This window comes from Rhodococcus sp. 114MFTsu3.1 (assembly GCF_000383555.1).
In the GTDB taxonomy this organism is placed as follows: domain Bacteria; phylum Actinomycetota; class Actinomycetes; order Mycobacteriales; family Mycobacteriaceae; genus Rhodococcoides; species Rhodococcoides fascians_E.
This window is the reverse complement of sequence record NZ_KB911545.1, coordinates 253,525-273,990: the sequence shown is the minus strand read 5'-3', so window position 1 is coordinate 273,990 and position 20,466 is coordinate 253,525. Positions and strand designations below refer to the sequence as shown.

General features: G+C 64.8%; 21 protein-coding genes. 8 read left to right on the top strand and 13 right to left on the bottom strand.

The window, feature by feature from the left end; translation table 11 throughout:
- Positions 1 to 50: 50 nt before the first annotated feature.
- The 3 genes from H292_RS0104265 to H292_RS28355 all read left to right on the top strand — a co-directional run bounded on the left by H292_RS0104265 (position 51) and on the right by H292_RS28355 (position 1,472).
- Positions 51 to 620, top strand: a complete 570-nt coding sequence (locus H292_RS0104265) for a class I SAM-dependent methyltransferase (RefSeq protein ID WP_020110551.1) — start codon at positions 51 to 53, stop codon at positions 618 to 620.
- Complete coding sequence (locus H292_RS0104260) at positions 617 to 1,231, top strand: LysE family translocator (protein WP_020110550.1); 615 nt, start codon at positions 617 to 619, stop codon at positions 1,229 to 1,231. The genes H292_RS0104265 and H292_RS0104260 overlap by 4 nt, the downstream gene beginning before the upstream one ends.
- A 73-nt stretch (positions 1,232 to 1,304) precedes the next feature.
- Positions 1,305 to 1,472, top strand: coding sequence for a hypothetical protein (locus H292_RS28355; RefSeq protein WP_019665671.1), 168 nt, complete (start codon positions 1,305 to 1,307; stop codon positions 1,470 to 1,472).
- Positions 1,473 to 1,522: 50 nt separating this feature from the next.
- Here the strand turns inward: H292_RS28355 and H292_RS0104250 are convergent, their stop codons facing one another.
- Complete coding sequence (locus tag H292_RS0104250) at positions 1,523 to 1,897, bottom strand: histone-like nucleoid-structuring protein Lsr2 (protein ID WP_020110549.1); 375 nt, start codon at positions 1,895 to 1,897, stop codon at positions 1,523 to 1,525.
- 196 nt (positions 1,898 to 2,093) lie between these two features.
- Between H292_RS0104250 and H292_RS0104245 the strand changes: the two genes are divergently transcribed.
- Together H292_RS0104245 and H292_RS0104240 are read left to right on the top strand one after the other, a co-directional pair.
- Positions 2,094 to 2,324: a hypothetical protein gene (locus H292_RS0104245; RefSeq protein WP_019665669.1), complete on the top strand. Its 231-nt coding sequence runs from the start codon at positions 2,094 to 2,096 to the stop codon at positions 2,322 to 2,324.
- Positions 2,325 to 2,378: 54 nt separating this feature from the next.
- The gene (locus H292_RS0104240) at positions 2,379 to 2,813 is read left to right on the top strand and encodes an SRPBCC family protein (RefSeq protein ID WP_019665668.1); all 435 of its coding nucleotides are present in this window, start codon (positions 2,379 to 2,381) and stop codon (positions 2,811 to 2,813) included.
- A 9-nt stretch (positions 2,814 to 2,822) separates the two neighbouring features.
- Here H292_RS0104240 and H292_RS0104235 read toward each other — a convergent pair whose 3' ends face one another.
- The 7 genes from H292_RS0104235 to H292_RS28705 all read right to left on the bottom strand — a co-directional run bounded on the left by H292_RS0104235 (position 2,823) and on the right by H292_RS28705 (position 10,795).
- Complete coding sequence (locus H292_RS0104235) at positions 2,823 to 3,884, bottom strand: NAD-dependent epimerase/dehydratase family protein (protein ID WP_020110548.1); 1,062 nt, start codon at positions 3,882 to 3,884, stop codon at positions 2,823 to 2,825.
- A gap of 104 nt (positions 3,885 to 3,988) precedes the next feature.
- Positions 3,989 to 6,208 carry a catalase/peroxidase HPI gene (gene katG / locus H292_RS0104230; protein WP_019665666.1) on the bottom strand — a complete coding sequence of 740 codons (2,220 nt, stop codon included), beginning with the start codon at positions 6,206 to 6,208 and terminating at the stop codon, positions 3,989 to 3,991.
- Between the two features lie 57 nt (positions 6,209 to 6,265).
- A complete protein-coding gene (locus H292_RS0104225) occupies positions 6,266 to 6,691 on the bottom strand; it encodes a Fur family transcriptional regulator (protein ID WP_026347871.1) in 426 nt (141 codons plus the stop codon).
- 189 nt (positions 6,692 to 6,880) lie between these two features.
- Entirely contained in the window at positions 6,881 to 8,167 is a 1,287-nt protein-coding gene (locus H292_RS0104220) for a lipase family protein (protein WP_020110547.1), read from the bottom strand.
- An 84-nt stretch (positions 8,168 to 8,251) separates the two neighbouring features.
- Positions 8,252 to 9,769 carry a protein adenylyltransferase SelO gene (locus H292_RS0104215; protein WP_020110546.1) on the bottom strand — a complete coding sequence of 506 codons (1,518 nt, stop codon included), beginning with the start codon at positions 9,767 to 9,769 and terminating at the stop codon, positions 8,252 to 8,254.
- 36 nt (positions 9,770 to 9,805) lie between these two features.
- Entirely contained in the window at positions 9,806 to 10,513 is a 708-nt protein-coding gene (locus tag H292_RS0104210) for a GAF and ANTAR domain-containing protein (RefSeq protein WP_019665662.1), read from the bottom strand.
- A gap of 159 nt (positions 10,514 to 10,672) precedes the next feature.
- Positions 10,673 to 10,795, bottom strand: coding sequence for a hypothetical protein (locus H292_RS28705; protein ID WP_019665661.1), 123 nt, complete (start codon positions 10,793 to 10,795; stop codon positions 10,673 to 10,675).
- A gap of 173 nt (positions 10,796 to 10,968) precedes the next feature.
- Between H292_RS28705 and H292_RS0104200 the strand changes: the two genes are divergently transcribed.
- Both H292_RS0104200 and H292_RS0104195 read left to right on the top strand, forming a co-directional pair.
- Positions 10,969 to 13,161 (top strand): putative bifunctional diguanylate cyclase/phosphodiesterase, encoded by a 2,193-nt coding sequence (locus H292_RS0104200; protein WP_020110545.1) that lies wholly within the window; start codon positions 10,969 to 10,971, stop codon positions 13,159 to 13,161.
- A 9-nt stretch (positions 13,162 to 13,170) separates the two neighbouring features.
- Complete coding sequence (locus H292_RS0104195) at positions 13,171 to 13,974, top strand: DNA-formamidopyrimidine glycosylase family protein (protein WP_020110544.1); 804 nt, start codon at positions 13,171 to 13,173, stop codon at positions 13,972 to 13,974.
- Positions 13,975 to 13,978: 4 nt separating this feature from the next.
- Here H292_RS0104195 and H292_RS0104190 read toward each other — a convergent pair whose 3' ends face one another.
- Complete coding sequence (locus tag H292_RS0104190; protein WP_033188998.1) at positions 13,979 to 14,167, bottom strand: three-helix bundle dimerization domain-containing protein; 189 nt, start codon at positions 14,165 to 14,167, stop codon at positions 13,979 to 13,981.
- A 211-nt stretch (positions 14,168 to 14,378) separates the two neighbouring features.
- Here H292_RS0104190 and H292_RS0104185 point away from each other — a divergent pair, with 211 nt between their 5' ends.
- Entirely contained in the window at positions 14,379 to 15,434 is a 1,056-nt protein-coding gene (locus tag H292_RS0104185) for an ABC transporter substrate-binding protein (protein ID WP_020110542.1), read from the top strand.
- Positions 15,435 to 15,464: 30 nt separating this feature from the next.
- On the opposite strand, the gene H292_RS0104180 is transcribed toward H292_RS0104185, so the two are convergent.
- From H292_RS0104180 to H292_RS0104165, 4 genes are read right to left on the bottom strand one after another with little or no spacing between them, the layout of a single operon-like run.
- Complete coding sequence (locus H292_RS0104180) at positions 15,465 to 17,051, bottom strand: dipeptide ABC transporter ATP-binding protein (protein WP_020110541.1); 1,587 nt, start codon at positions 17,049 to 17,051, stop codon at positions 15,465 to 15,467.
- Complete coding sequence (locus H292_RS0104175) at positions 17,048 to 17,887, bottom strand: ABC transporter permease (RefSeq protein WP_027498596.1); 840 nt, start codon at positions 17,885 to 17,887, stop codon at positions 17,048 to 17,050. Before H292_RS0104175 ends, H292_RS0104180 begins: the two co-directional genes overlap by 4 nt.
- On the bottom strand, positions 17,884 to 18,843 hold the full coding sequence (locus H292_RS0104170; protein WP_020110539.1) for an ABC transporter permease: 960 nt from the start codon (positions 18,841 to 18,843) through the stop codon (positions 17,884 to 17,886). Before H292_RS0104170 ends, H292_RS0104175 begins: the two co-directional genes overlap by 4 nt.
- Positions 18,840 to 20,405: an ABC transporter substrate-binding protein gene (locus tag H292_RS0104165; protein WP_019665653.1), complete on the bottom strand. Its 1,566-nt coding sequence runs from the start codon at positions 20,403 to 20,405 to the stop codon at positions 18,840 to 18,842. The genes H292_RS0104170 and H292_RS0104165 overlap by 4 nt, the downstream gene beginning before the upstream one ends.
- Positions 20,406 to 20,466: the final 61 nt, after the last annotated feature.

The window sequence follows — 20,466 nt, the reverse complement described above, 5'->3', positions numbered from 1 at the left end:
CCGGGGCGCCGCCGGCCACCTCCGTATGCCGGAAAGGCTACCGTTGCTCGGTGACCGCCTACTCCGATCGTGTCGCCGAATACGTACGCCTGCTGGACTCGATGGGCGCGGTGCACCCGTCGGATCGGCAGTTGGTCACCGAGTGGGCGACGTCGGTGTCGGGACCCATCGTCGACGTCGGCTGCGGCCCTGGCCACTGGACGGACCATCTCGCGTCCCTCGGCCACGATGTTCGGGGGATCGATCCGACGCCCGAATTCGTCGAACATGCGTCTCGCAGATATCCAGGGCGAAAGTTCGACGTCGGGGTCGCCGAGAAACTGCAGGGGCCCGTCGGCGGGATCCTGGCCTGGTACTCCCTCATCCACCACACACCGGACGAGATCTCCGCGCCGCTCCAGGAGTTCGCCCGGGTACTGGGACCAGGTGGAAGCCTGCTGATCGGGTTCTTCGAAGCGCCCGAACTGGGCCCGTTCGATCACGCGGTCACGACGGCCTATCGGTGGCCCGTTCCTGCGCTGACGGACCGGCTGGGAGCGTTCGATGTCGTCGAAACGCACACCCGAACGGGCGTCGGCTGTCGACCACACGGGGCGATCGTCGCTACGGTGAAGACGTGAACACACACATGTTGTGGGGTTTCGCGATCGCCGCGGCGCTGGCGTACGTCATTCCAGGGCCCGACTGGTTCGTGGTGCTCAGACACTCGTCGCGATCACGAGCCGACGGTCTGCGCGCCGCGTTGGGCGTCCAGAGCGGGCTGATGGTCCACCTGACCGTGGCGGCGCTCGGGCTGTCCGCGGTACTGCTCGCGAGCGCCCAGGCGTTCACCGTCGTCAAGCTCCTCGGGGCCGCGTATCTCGTGTACCTCGGTGTCCAATCCCTGCGCGACGCCGTACGCGGCAGACCCGCGCCGGACACCACCGACCGATCCGGGCGGATCTGGGCTCAGGCATTCCTCGCCAACGTCCTCAACCCGAAAGCCGCCCTGTTCTTCGTTGCCGTACTGCCCCAGTTCATCGACCCGGCCGCGGGCGTGACCCTGCAGATCGTCGTGCTCGGAGTGTTGGACATTGCCCTCGGTGCACTGTGGTGGCTGCTGTTCGTCGTCATCACCGTGCACCTGCAGGGCCTTCTCCGACGCAGGCGCGCCCGGATGGCCATCGACGGCACCGCGGGCGTTGCGCTCTGCGGCCTGGGCGGGGCGCTCGCCTTCACCTCCCGCCCATGACTGCGCTGTGGGTCCTGTGAGCACCGGGGTTTCATGAACTTCGTCGAGGACCTCGCCCCCCAACGACCCAGGTGTGAGGCGCATCAACTACGCCTTCGTCCCCGACGACGACCGTCGAACACCGTGGCTGCACCGCGGGAGAACCCACAACGCACGTACCCGCTACTTTCTCAGCCCGCTGCCGACGATCTATCTCGAATTCACTGTCTCCTACCCGAAACAGGAATCGACCGGGCAATGACAGTGGCGGTGCGCGACCCGATTCACGTCACGGGAACATGAAAACAGCTGTCAGTTGGCGGCTTCGTACGCCTCGACGATTTCCGCTGGAATCCGGCCGCGGTCGTTGATTTCGTAACCGCTGTCCGCGGCCCACTGCCGGATCGCACGAGTCTGTGCCGGATCACGCTTGGTGGTCGGGGCGGACACAGCGGGCGCGCTCTGTGCCGCACCGGCCGGTGCGGCCTTGCGCTTACGCCCACCGACACGAGTGGCGTAGTCGACGTAGAATTCGACCTTCTTGCGAAACTCGTTGGCGTTCTTGTTCTTCAGGTCGATCACGTAGTCGACACCGTCGAGCGAGAATTCGATGGATTCCCCTTGGCCCTCGTCGATCGACGTGCCATCGATGTCATCGATCAATTCGTAGATAACCTGCTTCGCCACGGTGCGAGGCCTTTCGTATCGAGGGATTTGTCTTCAAGGCTATCCAATAGCGAATGGAAAAGCAGAATCGGGTTAGGAATCGTTATTCGAGATGACCGCAGTGGAGACCGTTCGGTACGCCGGCGCGTGAAATGCGAAGGATTGATTCCGATGAAAATGGGGAACAAGTGTCGCGGACAAGAAGGGACCTTCACCGATGACGCTCGACCACACCGCGCACGCCGAAAACAGCACTGAACCCGAGGAGTCGATTCTCCTCGACGCACTCCCGACGAAGATCGTGCTCGACATCGTCGGCGCGACGACGCTGTTCACCGCCATCGCACTCGCTCTCGACGTGTCCGACGGGGTCCTGGTCACCGCCATGGTCGGGGCGCTCGTCGTTGCCTCACGCCTGCTACGACGGCGTGTGCCCGACGAAGTGTGAAACGGATCCCCGGTGGGTAGTACGGCCCTATCTATCCAGCGAAGGAAGTTCCGCATGCCCACCTCACGTGAGACCACAGCCAGCTGCGACGACGTGTGGGAAGTGCTCGCCGACGGGTGGAACTACGCCACGTGGGTTGTCGGAGCCAGCCGCATCCGCGCCGTGGACGAGAAATGGCCCGCCGAGGGATCGAGAATTCACCACTCCGTCGGGGTGTGGCCGGCGGTGTTGAGCGACGAGACCCGGTCTGTCGGAATGCACGAGGGACGCGAATTACAGCTCGAAGCCCGCGCACTCCCCTTCGGAAAAGCCCACATCACGCTGCGTCTTCATCCTCAGGCGTCGGGCTGCAGAATCGAAATGATCGAGCACGCCGCGACGATGCCTGCAAGCATCGTCCCTGATTCGGTTCAGCACCTGTTGGTGCACCCGCGCAATTCCGAAGCATTACGACGCCTTGCCCTGCTTGCGGAGAAAAGAAGCAACTGAGGGAGTCCGCTAGGACGGCCGGCCTCGCGACACGAATCCGCGCCGGACGAACGACCGCGCCGTGTCCGAAATGGTTCTCTTACGCATCGGCGGACTGTCTCCGAACGCTCGGTCCTGCATTCCACGCACCGTCTCCCGCAGGACCGCCGGGCCGTCTTTACTTGCCTGCCATCCTAATTCGTTGCGAGCCCGCGCCGCGTTCAACAGCGGTGTCTCGAAAGCCAGTTCCACCCACCCGTGATGGATCGGCAGCACATGCGCCGTGAAACCCACTCGAACGGCGGTCGACAGCACCCTCTTCGGGGTCGGAACTATTCGAACACCGAACGCATCCGCGACCGTATCGGCCCGAACCGGTGTCGGCGCAGCAAGATTGAACGGTCCCGACGCGCGACGCTGCAGAACCCTGACCACCGCGTCGGCGACGTCGTCGCTGTGCACAGCGGGAACGACGAAGGATCGGTCGATGGGTAGGAACGGAACGACGTCCACGATCGAGGACGGTACGAGATCCGGGAGCGCGTAACGCAACAACGCACTTCCGAACGAATACTGACTGATCAGCCCGGGACGAAGACGAGCAACACGCATTCGAGTGGACAGACCGTCCAGAACATCCTCGGCAGCGGCCTTGTCCATGCTGTACGTCGACGCCTCGACCCCTGTCCTTGGCCAGGATTCGTCGACCTCGACGCCGTAGGCGCCGGGCGCGTAGATACCGCCGGACGACAGATGAACCAAATGTCCGACGCCTGCAGCCTCACAGGCCCGCGCCACGCGCTCGGTGCCGTCGACGTTGACTCGCCGAAGATACCGACGGTCCCGCATGGGCTGGAATGCAATGGCGAGATGAACCACCGCGTCGACCCCACTGAAAGCGTCGAGCAGGATTGTTTCGGAGTCCTCGGATGCAAGATCGACCTGAACCCAGGTGACGCTGTCGAAGGGCGGTTCCTGAGGCGGTCGCCGTCGCGACAAGCCGACGACCTGCGCATCCGGGTACGCAGCGCGGAGAGCCCGCAGAACAGCGGTGCCCACGTTCCCGCTCGCCCCGGTCACCGCGATGCGCACAGCGGTCCTCGTATTACCTTCACACAGCGTGGAATCCCCGGACTGGAAGAACCCAAACGCCGTGAGTGGAGACACCTCGACGTATCTCCACTCACGGACGTGGACTAGCGGACGTCGAACCGATCGTTGTCCGCGACCTTGACCCAGGCCGCAACGAAATCGTCGACGAACTTCTTACCGTTGTCCGCCTGGGCGTAGACCTCGGAGATGGCGCGCAGCTGCGAGTGCGATCCGAAGTTCAGATCGATGGCACTGGCCGTCCACCTCTGCTCACCGGTCTTGCGCGTCTTCCCGACGTAAGACCCGTCGTCCGCCTTGCTCCACTCGGTGTCCGAATCCAGCAGGTTGACGAAGAAGTCGTTGGTCAGCGCACCCGGACGGTCCGTGAACACGCCGTGCTTGCTGCCACTGTGGTTGGCGCCCAGTGCACGCAGGCCGCCGACCAGAACCGTCGCCTCGGGCGCGGTCAGGTTCAGCAGGTACGCGCGATCGAGCCACAGAACTTCCTCCGGCGTCTCCTCGTCGCTCTTGTAGAAGTTGCGGAAACCGTCGGCGCGGGGCTCGAGGTATCCGAAGGACTCGACGTCCGTCTGCTCCTGCGAGGCGTCGGTGCGACCCGGAGTGAACGGAACCGTCACCTCGTGCCCGGCGTCCTTGGCAGCCTTCTCGATCGCGGCGGATCCGGCGAGAACGATCAGGTCCGCGAGCGAAACCTGATGTCCGTCAGCACCGTTGAAATCGTGCTGGATCTGCTCGAGCTTCGGCAGCACCTCCGCGAGCACGGCAGGCTCGGATGCCTCCCAGCTCTTCTGCGGTTCGAGCCGAACACGTGCGCCGTTGGCGCCGCCACGGAAGTCCGTGTGGCGGAACGTGCTTGCCGACGACCATGCAACCGACACGAGCTGCTGCACCGTCAGTCCCGAGTCGAGGATCTTCGACTTGAGCGAGGCGATGTCGGCGTCGTCGATCGGCTCGGACGTCGCCGCCGGAACCGGATCCTGCCACAGCTGCTCCTCGGGAACCCACGGACCGAGGTAGCGGGAGATGGGGCCGAGGTCGCGGTGCAGAAGCTTGTACCAGGCCTTCGCGAAGGCGTCGGACAGCTCCTCCGGGTGATCCAGCCAGCGACGGGTGATCTCGGCGTAGATCGGATCCTCACGCAGCGAGATGTCGGTGACGAGCATGGTCGGTGCGCGTCCGGGACCACCGAAGGGGTCGGGGATCTCACCGGCGCCCGCGCCGTCCTTGGCCACGAACTGCCATGCGCCCGCAGGGCTCTTCTGCAGTTCCCACTCGTAGCCGTACAGGTTCTCGAGGTAACCGTTGCCCCACTTGGTCGGCGTCTTGGTCCACACGACCTCCAGACCACTGGTGACCTGATCCTCGCCCTTGCCGGTGCCGTGGCCGTTCTTCCAGCCGAGACCCTGCTGCTCGATCGGTGCGCCCTCGGGCTCCGGTCCGATCTTGTCCGCGGGACGAGCGCCGTGCGTCTTGCCGAAGCTGTGACCACCGACGATCAGCGCAGCCGTCTCCTCGTCGTTCATGGCCATGCGACCGAACGTCTCGCGGATGTCGTGCGCGGCCTTCACCGGATCCGGCTCGCCCTCGGGCCCTTCGGGATTGACGTAGATCAGACCCATCGTGGTCGCGCCGAGCGGCTTCGCGAGCTCACGCTCACCGGTGTACCGCTTGTCGGTACCCAGCCAGCTGTCCTCGGGACCGTAGAAAACTTCCTCGGGCTCCCAGATGTCCTCACGGCCGAACGCAAAGCCGAACGTCTTGAATCCCATGGCATCCAGTGCGACGTTGCCGGCGAACACCAGCAGGTCGGCCCACGAGATCTTGTTTCCGTGCTTCTGCTTGACCGGCCACAGCAAGCGGCGAGCCTTGTCCAGGTTGGCATTGTCCGGCCAGCTGTTGAGCGGTGCGAAACGCTGCGCGCCCTGACCGCCACCACCTCGGCCGTCGAACACGCGGTACGTACCGGCCGCGTGCCAGCTCAAGCGAATGAACAGACCACCGTAGTTGCCGTAATCCGCAGGCCACCAATCCTTCGAATCGGTGAGCACAGCCGTGACGTCGGCCTTCAACTCGTCGACGTCCAGCTTCGCGAATTCTGCCTTGTAATCGAACTTTTCACCCAACGGCGTCGACTTGGACGTATGCGCATGCAGGATCGACAGGTCGATCTGGTTGGGCCACCAGTCCTTGTTGGTCAGCGGAGCCCCGCTCTTGGGCTTCGGCGACTCGATAACCGGGTTTTCGCTCTCACTGGTGCTGTCGGTCTTCGTGTCGGAGTGGGGTGGGCGGGCGTCGGAGGTCACGCGTGGTCCTTTCCGGTGGGCTACATTTTTCGGGCTGTGATCAACGCCTGGCGATGATCAAGATCTGGTCGCGCAATCGGGACAGAAGCCCCAGAACGTGACCTCGGCCTCGTCGACGACGAAACCATGACTGTGGGACGGCGTCAGGCACGGAGCCTCACCGAGCGCACAATCCGCGTCGGCGATGAGACCACAACTGCGACACACGACATGGTGATGATTGTCGCCGACGCGCATCTCGTACCGGGCCACATGACCCGCCGGTTGAATGCGACGCATGAGGCCGACAGCCGTCACCGCATCGAGAACGTCGTAGATGGCCTGACGGGACACCGCAGGCAAAACTGTACGAGCCAGCGTGAACACGGTATCCGTGTCGACATGCGGATGACTGTGCACAACGTCCATGACGACAGTGCGGGGCTGCGTGACCCGTAGACCGGCTGCACGTAGCCGATCCGCATTGCTCAGGTCCGTCGTCATGACACCGACGATAACCAGATCCAACCCAAAAATCTCGTGTTTTCTGGAATTAGTCAAAATTTCATCGCGCGGTTTCCGTACCGAACGTGGCGTTCGGTCACTTGAAGTGACCGAACGTCACGTTCGGTCCCACGCGTTCGGTCCCACGCGTTCGGTCCCACGAGTCGGTCCTGCGAGGGGGTGACGCTGTCAGCCGAGGCGGCAACCGCTGGCAAGGGGTACGTCGTTGAGCCGGTCGGTGATGTAGTTCAGTGCCAGTCCGGTGCCGTAGCCGTCGATGAGGTCCGGGCCGAAGTGGTTCGGCAGGACGGCGCCGGGGAGGATCGGCGGCAGGTCGTTGCTGACGAAGTCGACGGTGGCACCGTTGTCGCACCAGTCGACGGCGAGCTGTCTGGCCTGCTCATAGGGGACGGTGTCGTCGTTGCGTCCGCTGGTGACCAGCACGGGGGTCGTCGGCGTCAGGGTGCCGATGCGCTGTTCGTCGAAGATCGGCGCTGCTTCCGGAATCGTGCGCAGGTTGGCCAGCAGGGGCTGGTGGTCGGCGGTGAACGTCTCGGTCCGCAGGAAGGGGTGGCGGAGGATGACGTCGCCGATGCAGGCGTTGCTCAGCTCGGCCATGACGGCTTTGCCTTCGGGGGTGAGTCGCGCATTGAAGGGTTCCAGCAGTTCGGGCCTGCGTGCGACGAATCCGTTGACCGCGAATCCGATGACACCGCCGATGAGTGTTCCGTCGACCTGCCCGAGAGTGGCCAACAGGTCCGCCGGAGGTGCACCCGCCCAGGTGCCCTTGATGTTCAGTTCCGGTGCATACGACGGCTGCATCTCCGCGGCCGCGGCGACGGCGCCACCGCCTTGCGAATATCCCCACAGCGCAAGCGGAGTCGACGAGCCGGTACCACTCAGGACGTTCGCGACGCGGGCTGCGTCGAGCACCGCGTGCGCTTCTTCGATGCGGTTGACGTACGTGTGCACACCGGGCGTGCCGAGACCGACGTAGTCGGTGACGAACACCCGCGCACCGCGGGCGATCCAGACGGACGCGGCGAGCTGTTCCTGGTTGGCCGAGAACGAGACCGGATCGAGTGTGGCGTTCAGTCCCGTCTGGAACGCCTTCGACGGTGCACACTGATCCCCCTGCCCGACGGTTCCGGGCGCCACGACGATCGTGGGGCGCTCCCCGGTGCCGCGCCAGGGTTGACTTGCCTCGATGTACGTTCCGGTGACGGCGACCGGCGAATCATCCTGCAGCCGTGAGGAATACATGACGCGTTGCGCCTTGCCGGGCCACGTTCCGTCCGCGCCGGGGAACGACGCGAGGAGGGGGAGCGGCTCGGCCCGGACGAGCGAGCCCGGCGTCGAATCGAATTCTGCGGGTGGAGAATAGAAGTCCGATCCCGGATCGGCCGACGCGGTCGCCACCGGAATCAGCACCGCGGCTGCTAGAGACAGTACGACCGTGACGACGCGCAGATTCACCGTATCCCCCAAGGATGACCCAGTCGCGGGTGGCTTGGATCACACGCGAGGTGGGCTAAACCTAGACAGAAGCGGCGACGAGTGTCAAGTTCCGCAGAACGTCTGGAACCCACTCGCGAAGACCGCAGGCGCCGGTCCCGCGAACTCCGCCCACTCGGGACGAACCTCGAACGGATGAGTGACAACATCGAGAAGCGTCGAGAACTGGCTCATGTCCCCGCCCGTCGCCGCCACGAGGGCAGCGTCGACCAAATGGTTTCGCGGGATGTACACCGGGTTCACACGATCCATCGCATCGGCCACGGCCGCGAGATCGCCGACCAGCGCCGAACGCCACCGCGACTCCCACCCCGCCAGCCACGAGGGAACGACTGGCCCTGCCCCCACGGTCGTTCCTGCCGGCTCCACTCCTGCCCCCACGGTCGTTGCTGCCGGCTCCACTCCTGCCCCCACGGTCGTTCCTGCCGGCTCCACTCCTGCCCCCACGGTCGTTCCTGCCGGCTCCACTCCTGCCCTCAAAGAGTCCGCCAGCGTTCGGAACGTCCCTGTCCAGTCCGCACCCTCGGCCTGCAGGACCGCCAGGAAGTCGTCGATCAGACTTCTGTCCGGCGAGGCCAGGCCGAGTTTCGACGCCATTCCAGCCGTGAAGTAACCGTCGTACCGCGTGTCGAAGCTTTCCAGCACTGCGGTGACCTGGGCGATGGCGTCGTCGGGAACGTCACTGATCAGCCGCAGCAGGGTTTCGCCGAATCGCGCGAGATTCCATTTCAGGACCGCGGGCTGGTTGCCGAACGCGTACCGCCCGCCCTGATCGATGGAGCTGAAGACGGCGGCCGGGTCGTACCCGTCGATGAACGCGCACGGCCCGTAGTCGATGGTCTGGCCGGAGATGGTGGTGTTGTCGGTGTTCATGACGCCGTGCACGAACCCAGCGAGCATCCACTTCGCCACCAACGATGCCTGCGCGTCGACCACAGCCTCGAAGAACGCCAGGTAATCGCCCATCGCGGCCGGGTAGTGACGCTCGATCGCGTAGTCCGCCAACGGTTGAACGAGGCCGTCGCGACGAACGGCGAACTCGAACGTTCCCACCCGAATGTGGCTGGCCGCGATGCGCGTCAGCACCGCACCCGGCTCCGGCCCGTTTCGGTACACATCCCGCCCGGTGGCCGTCACGGCCAGCGAACGCGTCGTGGGAATCGCCAACGCGTGCATGGCCTCGCTGATCAGGTACTCACGCAGCATCGGGCCGACGACGGCGAATCCGTCGCCTCCGCGGGAGAACGGCGTCGGGCCGGATCCTTTGAGATGAACGTCCACCCGCCCGTCGCCGACGAGCACTTCTCCGAGCAGCAGTGCGCGACCGTCGCCGAGAAGCGGTGCGTACCCACCGAATTGGTGACCCGCGTAGGCCATGGCCACCGGGTTGGACCCGGCCGGAGCAGTGGCGCCGGACAGAACGTCGACGCCGACGTCGGGAATTCTCAACTCGCCGGCGAGGGCGTCGTTGAACACCAGTAACTGCGGACTCGGCGCCTCGGCTCCCTGCCACGGCAGCACGAGCGCATCCAATCGATCGGCGTAGGTGCTCTCGAAGGTCATACTTCGACAGTAACCTCGAGCATTGTCGACCTCGGACTACTGCGACACCGATTCGACGGCGACGAGTTCTGCGGCGACGTCGTGGAGTCGCTGGTTACGTTCTTGGGACAGCTTGACCAGCAGGTCGAAGGCACGGAGTGCGTCGATCGAGTACCGCTCCATCAGCATGCCCTTGGCCTGGCCGATGATGTCCCGCCGCGCGAGCGCCGACTTCAGTTGATCCCGTTCGCGCGCGGCGAGGAGAGCCAATGCTGCGTGCGTCGCGACGGCTTCCCCGACGATCAGATCGTCCTCGTCGAACGCATCGGTGCTCTTGCTGTAGAACACCAGTGCGCCGAGGTCGCCGTCACCGGAGTACAGCCGGAACGCAGCCAGGGATCGCACCCCTTCGGCCACCGCGATCTTCGCGAACTGTGGCCACCTCTGCTCGCCGTCGAGCTCCCCGGACACCACAGTGTCGAGGTGCTGGAGTTCGTTGTCGATGGGCCCCTCGTCCAGCTCGTATTGCAGCCGGCACATCTCCTCGGCGACGGAATCCGTCGACGCGACCACGGTGCGTTTCCCCTTTTCCAGGGTGGTCACGCATCCGTGGTGGACATTGCCGATCAGTTCGATCGACAGCGCCAGGATCTGCTGAACGGTTTCCTCGACCGTGCGGTTGCCCTTGCGCAGGTCACGCGCGAAGTCCGCGAGTCCCAACAACGTCGGCGAATTGTCCGACGCTCGCGCGGTGGGTTCTGCCATCGTTCACCTCAGTCCGAGCTGCATGCAATCAACGTTGATGCAGGTAGCAGCGCGGAACCATGGCGTGCACCTGCTCCGGGTGACAACGCCGCTGCTCGACGGATGACCCTCCGGGTCGACCGCGAACTGCAATCGACGACGCATAGTGTATCCGGCGCTCTAGAGATCCTCGTCCTCGTCGTCCCAGTTGCCGATCGATCCCAGCCCACGGCTGATGCGCAGAGCGAAGATGAGCGCTATCACGATCCACAGCGCCAGGATGCCCAGAATCCACCACCACATTTCGTCAGTGTGCAGGGAAACCAAAAGGTTTGTCGGCGGAAGAGGCCAAGTGATTCGGTTCCGCCGTCGCGGGGTATCCGACGGCTCTTGTGCGCTCTAACGGATCCAGTACTTTCGGCTGGGCCAGGCCATACGATGTGTTGTCGACTGTCAGTTGGCCTGAAAGGACGGCTATGCCGGATCCGACCGATGACCTGGCCGTACTGCAGGCGATACTGGACCTGTCGCCCGATTTGATCGCATTGTCCGAATTCTCGGGTGCGGTGCTGTACGTCAATCCAGCCGGACGCGCACTCGTGGGCCTCGATTCCCTGACGGACGACGAGGTCCTCACCACGGACATGTTCTTCACCGTTCGCGGCCTCCTGGTGGCCGACGAGGTCGAGGCGAGCCTGAGAAATCACGGTCACTGGCGAGGGCTGAGCGAACTTCGCCACCACCGCACGGACGTGGCGATCCCCGTCGCCGTGTCGGCTTTCGTCCTCGAGAACCACGACGGTGTGCCCGGAAAAATCGCGACGATCATCCGCGACCGAACGGCCGGGCATCACCGCGACGAGGAACTTCAGGCCGTGGCCGCGACTGCCCGGCAGCATGCCGCCGAGCAGCAGGCGCTCGCCGAACTCAGCCGCCTTGCCGTACATGCGGACCTCGCACAGTTGATGTCGGCCGCAGCGCTGGCCGCCGCGACGCTTCTCGGCGTCGAATCCGCAGCGGTCGTCCACCAGGCGCACACCGGCGACAGCACCCTCAACGTTCTCGCTGCCAGCAGAACCCTGTCCACTCGCGCGTCCATTCCGGCCGGCAATCACTCCATGGCCGGTTACGCACTGCAGCACAACATCCCGGTGATCTGCCCGGACATCACCACCGAGGATCGCTTCGACACCTCGACCATGGAAAGCCTCCAGATGCGTAGCGGGGCAGCGGTGCCGGTGCCCTTCGCCTCGTCCGAACACTGGGGAGCACTGGCCGTGTACGGGTACGAGCCGCGCATGTACAGCGCCGACGAGATGAGCTTCCTCGCCGCCGTCGCCAGCGTCGTGACATCGGCACTCAAACGAGTGGAGCTGGATCGACAGCTGTGGCTCAAGAGCATGCACGACGCTTTGACGTCGCTCCCCAACCGGACGCTGGCGTACGAGTTCATCGACGACGCGCTCATGCGCAACCATTCGGAACGCAGTCACGTTGCGCTCCTGCTGCTCGACATCGACGATTTCAAGATCATCAACGACAGCCTCGGACACGAGAGCGGCGACCGTGCACTCGTCCGGTTCAGCGAGCGCCTCACCGACGCCGTCGGAGAACGCGGCACCGTGGCCCGGCTCGGCGGCGACGAGTTCCTCATCATGTACCAGAACATCGACGGACCCGACCAGGCAGAAGACTATGCTCGTCACATCATTTCGAAGCTGAGCGCACCGCTGCGTCCGGGCGACGGCCCGATCCCGATGAGCGTCAGCATCGGCATCGCCCTGTCGGAACCGTCGATGTCCCGGCGCGATCTCATTCACCGAGCCGACCTGGCGATGTACCGCGCCAAGGACAGCGGCGACGGCGGGTACGCGCTCTTCGACCGAGACGACCTGTACGACGCGGACCGCGTCCGCTCGTTGTCCATCGACCTTCGAAATGCACTGGCCGCAGGGGATCTCAGGCTGCATTATCAACCGCTGATACAGATCTCGACCGGCAAGATCGTCGCAGTCGAGGCACTGGCACGCTGGAACCATCCGGAGCGAGGGCCGATCGAACCGACCGAGTTCGTCGCCGTAGCGGAAAGAACCGGCCTGGCCACAGCCCTCGGCTCGTGGGCGCTCCGCACTGCCTGCGCGCAGGCAGTGCAGTGGAGAACGTTCTCCGACATCACCATCCGCGTCAACGTCAGCGCTCTTCAACTGCGCAACAGCGCTTTTCCCGACGACGTCGCCGCCGTCCTACGCGAGACCGGGCTACCGCCGGAGGCCCTCGGCCTCGAAATCACCGAAACCGTATGGGTCTCCGACACCGCCCGCGTCTCCGCGACCCTCGCAGCCCTCGGCGCGATGGGCGTCGCACTGCTGCTCGACGACCTCGGCAAAGGCTACGGTTCCATCGCCTACCTCGACCGCTACCCGACGTTCGAGTGCCTCAAGATCGACAGGTCCTACATTGCCGAACTGCCCGGGGAACGTGCCGAAGCAGTCGTCTCCGCGATCGTCATGCTCGCCATCGCATTCGACGTCACCGTCGTCGGCGAAGGCGTCGAGAACCAGGCGCAGTACGACGCACTCGCAGCCGCCGGATGCCATCTGGCACAAGGATTCCACCTGGGGCGCCCCGTCGATGCTGAACGCACGACCGCGCTACTGCGACAAGCGTGAGAACGCCGCGTGCCCGAAGGTGACTCCGTCTACCGCCTCGCCCGACGCCTGAGAGCGGCGCTGGACGGGCAGACACTGCGCCTCGGCAGGTTGAACGTCCCGGCGCACGCGACCGTCGATCTCGCCGGGCGGGTGATCACCGGGCACCGCACCCATGGCAAACATCTGTTCACCGACTTCGACGACGGGGCCACGCTGCACACCCATCTGAAGATGACCGGTTCCTGGACCGTCACGCGTCCCGGCCGCCGACTGCCCACGCGGTTGAACCCCGATGTCCGAGTTCAGCTGTCCTGCACGGACGGACCCACCGCCTACGGTCTGACGCTCCCCGTCGTCGACTACGGCTCCCGCCCCGACATGAACCGACTTCTCGCGCACCTCGGGCCCGATCCACTGCACGACGATTTCGACGCCGCGCTGGCCGCATCGAACGTCAGGGCGCAAGGCAGCGTGCCCATCATCTCGGCATTGCTCGATCAACGCGTCGTCGCCGGGCCCGGAAACCTGTGGGCCAACGAACTCTGCTTCCTGCGTGGCCTGCACCCGCAGCGACCGGCCGATTCGGTGGATGCACCCGCGCTCGTCGCGTTGCTGCACCGGGCGATGACGCATTCCGCCACAGTCGACGGAGCTCACCAGGTCACCACGGGTGACCGCCGAAAAGGACGGCAGCACTGGGTCGCCGGCCGTGCAGGCAAGCCCTGCCTTCGATGCGGGACCACCATCGCCGTCACCGCCGAAGTCCCCGGCGATCCCGCGCGACGCCGAACCTGGTGGTGCCCAGCGTGCCAGCCGGCGCCGACGGGTTAGCGCATCAGGACAGACGCGCGATCGCGTCCTTCTCCACGAACAGCGGCACGAAATCTCGAATCGACCCGCCGTCGAACTTCCGATGCGCCTCCGCCACGGCCGCGTCGACATCGGCCTCGGGGAATTGGACAGCAAGCCTCGAACGGATCTCGTCGAGGGCGCGCTGTTCTTCTGTGGTGATGGTCTGCTGCATGCCACAGATGATGCCCGTGCGATGCTCGGTTTTCAACGGCCAGGCGGACACTAACTTTACATTCGTTCAGCTCAGCGGCGCTGTGCGCTGCAGCGATGCGTCGAACGTCACGTTCGACGCGTACATCCTGCCTGTCCCACACTGAGCAAGACTTGAGGGTAGCGTAGCCTAACCTGTTGTCCGAATTGTCTACTTAGAAGGGGATCTGTCCATGCACTCCACCACTGCGAGGCGACGCTGGTCGCGCCTGATACCCGTTGTCGCCGCCACGGCCGCGCTGGCGCTCGTCGGATGCTCGTCGTCCGAGAACCCGGAGGGAAGCGGTACCGACTCCCCGGCGTCCGGACTCCTGCCCGATGCCGAAGGCACCACGCAGTACCCCCTCACAGTGGACACTTGGGCGGGCGATTTCGTCATCGCCGAGCGTCCCGAACGCGTCGCAGTGATCGGCTTCAACACCGGCCTCGACGCCCTCCAAGCACTCGACGTCACGCCGGTGTACGCGCTGACCGAGGATCCGGTCTGGGAATGGCGAGACACCGACTACTTCTCGCAGATCGAATTCGTCGACGGAGCGACCCGCAGCGACCCGGTGAACTTCGAGAACATCGCCAACACGAACCCCGACGTCATCATTTCGCTGAACTACGGTCTCGAACAGACGGACGTGGATCGACTCACCGACATCGCACCCTACGTCGACCTGTCCACCCTCCCGGGTGACAAGGCGGACTGGCGCGAGGGCCAGCGCATCGTCGGCGAGGTCCTCGATCTTCGAGCTGCATCGGAGGCCGTCATCGACGAGGCCGACCGCAGAATCGCCGACGTCGCCGCCGCACATCCCGAGTACGAGGGCAAAACCGTCACGATCGCAACGGATTACGGCGCCGACAGCGGCATCGACTACTACTCCGTCGCAGGCGGCACCGCCGAATCCTTCATGACGGATCTGGGATTCACACCCAACCCCATCGCCGCCGAATTCACCGACGATCCCGCCGTCGGGGACGAAGCACTCGAGAAACTGGACGGCGACATCCTGATCGTCTCGTACTTCGACGACGCCACCCAGCAGGCCCGGGAGTCCTCCGGGCTCTTCCAGCGCCTCCCGCCCGTCGTCGACGGCCGCTATCACGCCGTCAACGACGCCCAGCCGAACTCGGGATCGCAGGCCACCTGGGTCCTCCGCCGCGGCGCCAGCGCCCTCAGCCTCCCCTGGGCCGCAGAAACCATCTCCGACATCTGGCTCGCCGATGTCGTGAAGTAACCCTCTGTCACCCGTGCGCGCCGAACCGCCTCATCCGGCCCGCACGGGTGCAGCGGGTGCACTCTCGATCAGATGTCGGGTGTACTCGTGGTGCGGGTTCCGGAACACCTCAGCGGCGCGCCCCTCCTCCACCACTGTCCCGCGCCGAAGTACGACGACCCGATCGGCGACGCTGTCCACTACAGCCAGGTCATGGCTGACGAAGAGGCAGGCGAAGCCGAATTCTTCCCGCAACTCGGCGAACAACTCCAGTACGTGAGCTTGCACCGACACATCGAGCGCACTCGTCGGCTCGTCCGCTACCAGCAGCTTCGGCGACAGCGCGAGAGCCCGAGCCAGTGCGACGCGCTGACGCTGCCCACCCGAGAGCTCCGACGGTCTGCGGTCCACGAAGTCCGCTGGTAAACGGACCGATTCGAGCAGTTGCTTCGTCCTCGAGCGCAACTCGGCGCCGGTGGCCACTTTGTGCACCACCAAAGGCTCACCGATGCTCTGCCCGACGCTGCGGCGCGGGTCCAGCGAGGCCGCAGGATCCTGATGCACCAGCGCGACGCCTCGCCGAAGCGCCCGCAGTTCCGACGCACGCAAGTGTCCGACCGTCGCCCCGAGTAGCTCGACTCTGCCGGTGGTCGCAGGCACCAGCCCCAGCGCGAGTCGGCCGAGAGTCGTTTTTCCCGAACCGGATTCACCGACCAATCCGACCACTTCGCCGGCCGAGAGCGTCAGGTCGACGCCCTCGATCGCGGTGAAGGACGCCGCACCGAAGCGACCCGGATACACGACGGAGACGTCGCTCAGGCGGAGGACCTCGGTGGATCCTTTCTCGTGCAGCCGATCACGGACCTCGTGCAGTCGTGGAACCGCGTCGAGTAGATCGCGGGTGTACTGGTGCGACGGATCGGAGAACAACCGGTCCACCGGCTGCCTCTCGAGCACTCGGCCCTCGCGCATCACCACGACCGAATCGGCGATCTCCGCGACGACCCCCATGTTGTGGGTGATCAACAGAATGGCTGTGCCACGAGTCTTACGCAGCCGCTGCAACAGGTCGAGTATCTCGGCCTGCACGGTGACGTCCAGCGCTGTGGTCGGCTCGTCGGCGATCAGAAGGTCAGGTTCACCGGACAGTGCGAGGGCGATGACGACACGCTGCTTCTGGCCCCCGGACAGCTGATGCGGATACCAATCGACCCGGGATGCGGCGTCGGGAATCTCCACCAGTTCCAGCAGTTCGATCGCCCGGGAGCGAGCCGCGGACTTGGATATCCTGCCGTGTGCCTGCAGAGCTTGCGTGATCTGCCACCCGATCTTCTGGACCGGGTTGAGAGCGGTCTGCGGCTCCTGGAAGATCATCGCTGCCCGGACGCCTCGGACGGACCCGAGCAGAGCCTCGTTCGCGCCGATCAACTGTGTGTCTCCGAGAGTCACCGAGCCGGTCGCGTCGGCACCGTCGGGTAGCAACCCGAGAATCGTTCGGGCCGTGAGCGACTTACCGGAACCGGACTCACCCACCAGTGCGACTATCTCACCGTCGTCGACGCCGATGCTCACCCCGTCGACGACCGGTGCAGCCGTCCCGAACGCGATGGTGAGATCTTCGATCTTCAACAAGGTCATGACCGGCGCTCCCGTCCGATGCCCTGGGCGATGAGGAGAAAGCCGAGGACGAGCAGTGCGACGACGACGAGCGGTCCGACAGCGAACGCCGCGTTGATGTCCAGATTCGGGATGGAGTCGGAGATGATCGACCCGAGCGACGGTTCCGGCGGCCGGACGCCGATACCGATGAAACTCATCGCACTCTCGACGAACACGGCGAGGGAGAGCGACAGCGCTACCTGAACTCCGATGGGCTCCAGCGAGTTCGGCAGCACGTGCGTGCGCAGGACGAACAGCTTGCCCGCTCCGATGACCTCGGCCGCTTCGACGTACGGTTGTTCCCGCACCTTCAGCACCGATGTTCTGATCAACCGACCGAAAATCGGCAGCTCGGCCAGGACGATCACCACGCCGACGGTGAACGCACCAGGACCGATGATGGCGGCGAGCGTGATGGCGAGGATCAAGGCGGGGAAGGCCAGCACGACGTCGAAGATTCGTTGTGCAGCAGTGTCGGCCGCCGGATGCAGCGTCGACACCAACCCGACGAGACCACCGATGATCGCACCGATCGGCACCGCGAGAAATGCGATCTCGAGATCGATTCTGATGCCGTACAGCACTCGCGAGAGCACGTCGCGGTTGACCTGGTCGGTTCCCAGCCAATGATCCGCGTTGGGCGCCAGCAAGTTTGCGCCGGAGATCTGTTCCAGCGGATCGTACGGAGCCAACAGCGGAGCGAAGATACCGGCCAGCGCAATGACACCGACGATGATCACTCCCACCAGCCCCTGACCACTCGTCAGGCCACTCCACCTGGTCCGCGTCCTTACTGGTTCGTCGAGGACGGTCATGACGGTGCTCCGATGCGAATCCGGGGGTCGAGGTAGGCGTGCACCACATCGGTCAGGAGCTGGACTGCGACGAACACCGTCACGGACAACAGCAGCAAGACCTGCACGACGGGGTAATCACGCCGGCTGATGCCCTGCTCGATCAACTGACCGATACCTGGCCACGCGAAGATCGCCTCGACCAGAACAGCACCCCCGAGCAACTGCCCGGTCTGCAGACCCAACGCGGTGACCATCGTGGGCAGTGCGTTTCGCAGCGCCGAGCGCGACACCAGATTCCACTGCGACACTCCCAGGGACCGAGCTGTGGTGATGTAGGGCTGTTTCAGTTCGGTGCGCAGGGACTCCGTCAGAAACCGCGTCAGAGCGGCCGCCACCGGTAATGCCAGGCACACGGCGGGGAGAAGCAGATACTGCACGGTGATGTCGGGACGAGCGAGGAACCCGTCGGGCGGTACCCCGCCCGCCGGCAGTACCGGCAGCAACACAGCGAAGAACAGAACGAGCAGCACACCGGACACGAACGGCGGCAACGCCACGGCAACGGTGTTGGCACCGTTGACCAGCGCGGTGAGCCAGCGTCTCGGCCACGCCACGGACTCAACCGAAAGCCCGACCGACACCACGACCGCCAGCAGCAGCGCCGTCACCGACAGCACGACGGTGTTGAGCAGGCCGTCGAACACCAGGTCCGCAATGGTTCCGCCGATGACGTACGAGCGCCCGAGGTCGAACGTGACCACGCCCCAGAGCCAGGTCGAGTACTGAACCGGGATCGATTTGTCCAGTCCCAGTTGCGCTCTGATCGCGGCGATGGATTCCTCGGACGCGTCGGGCCCGGCCAACGTCGTCGCGGCGTCACCCGGTACCAGGCGGAGCACCAGGAAGATGACGACGGACGCGAGGAACAGTACGAGCAGTGCCGACGGAATCTTGTGCAGCAGGTAGCGCGTCATGACAGAAAGACATCCGTCAGCAGGACTTCCGATCGCTTCGTCCAATCGAGACCGTGCACGCTGTTGGCGGTGACAACCTGGTTGAACGTCACGCCGATCTCGATCAGGAACAAGCTTTCGAGCAGCTCCTGGCTGACCGCCGAGTACTTCTCCTTCGCCTCGTCGCCGGTGCCGTCGGCCACTTGCCACGCCGCGTCGGCAGCAGCCTGATACGAGGGCGACTCGTACCGTGACGCGTTCTTCAGTGCATTGAACGGATACGCGCTGACCGTCAGCGTCGACGGCGTGTACTGCGCCCAGGAATGGAACGTCACCCACAGCGCGGGGAACTGTTGCCCGATCAGCTGTTTCACGAATGCGGCACTCTCGACCGGATCGAGTTCGACCGTGACGCCGATCTCGGCCAGGTTCGCCTGCACGATCTGCGCGGTCGCCTCGTAGTACGGGTTTCCCGCCTGATAGGTCAGCGGCAGGGCGGGAATGTTTCCGACCTCGGCGACCAACGCTTTCGCGCGGTCCGTATCGAGGGTGAAGGTCGCGTTGAGGTCCTCGTCGTACGCGGGTGACGTTTTCGGCCACGGGACATTGATCGGGTATCCGGCACCCCGGAATACCTCGGCGATGATCCGGTCCCGGTCCAGCGCGAACGCGATCGCCCGACGCAGCCGGACGTCGGACAGTGCCGGGTTCTGCACGTTGGTGCCGACGTAGATCTGCAGTTCGGCACCTTCGAGGTTGTTGCTCGTGTGTGCCCCGCCGTTCGCGAGCGTCTCCGCGTCGCGGTAGTTGATGTTGGTGACCGCCTGCACCTGACCCGACCTGATGGCGTTCGTCAACGCCTGGGCGTCGGGGATGATCGACACTTCCACGCGATCCAGATACGGGCGCTCCGGCACCCGGTAACTGTCGTTGCGGACGAAGGTGAGCGACTGGTTCGGCGTGCGTTCGGTGAGAACGAAAGGACCGGTACCGACGAACTTCTCACCCGTCCTCAGCTGGTCGATCGATTCGCTGTCCAGGATCGGGACGGTGTCGAGGAGATCGAAGATGTTGCCCAGGGGGTGCGCGAACGTCAGTACGAGCCGGTGCGGATCGGTGGTGTCGAAGGCCGTGATCGCCGCCGCGGTACTGCGCAACTGCGCCGTCCACGTGGGGTCCGCGTAGGTGCGAATCGAGAACTCGGCATCCGTCGAGGTGAACGGCCTCCCGGAATGGAACGTGACATCGTCTCGCAGTTCGAGCGTGAGCGACAGGCCGTCGTCGGCGAGTGTCCACGACTCTGCAAGCAAAGGCGTCGGCGATACCTCGTCGTGCGGATACCGGATCAAGCTTTCGTAGACGAGGCCGATGACCGTTGTCGCACCCGCAGTGTTGGTCAGGAAGTTCGCCGGCACCACGTCCTGCGTCACCGCAGTTTTCAGCGTCCCGCCGCGCACCGGGGTCGCGTCGGACGAGCCTGCGTCCTGCTGCTCACCCACCGCGGACGAGCACGCGGCCGCACCGAAGATGGCCAGCGCGCTCAGGCCCGCACCGCGCAGCAGAGTGCGCCGGTCGAAAGACATGTTTGTACTCAAGACGATTCGCTTTCAAGGAGAGACGCAAGTGTGCAGCGAAGCTAGCACC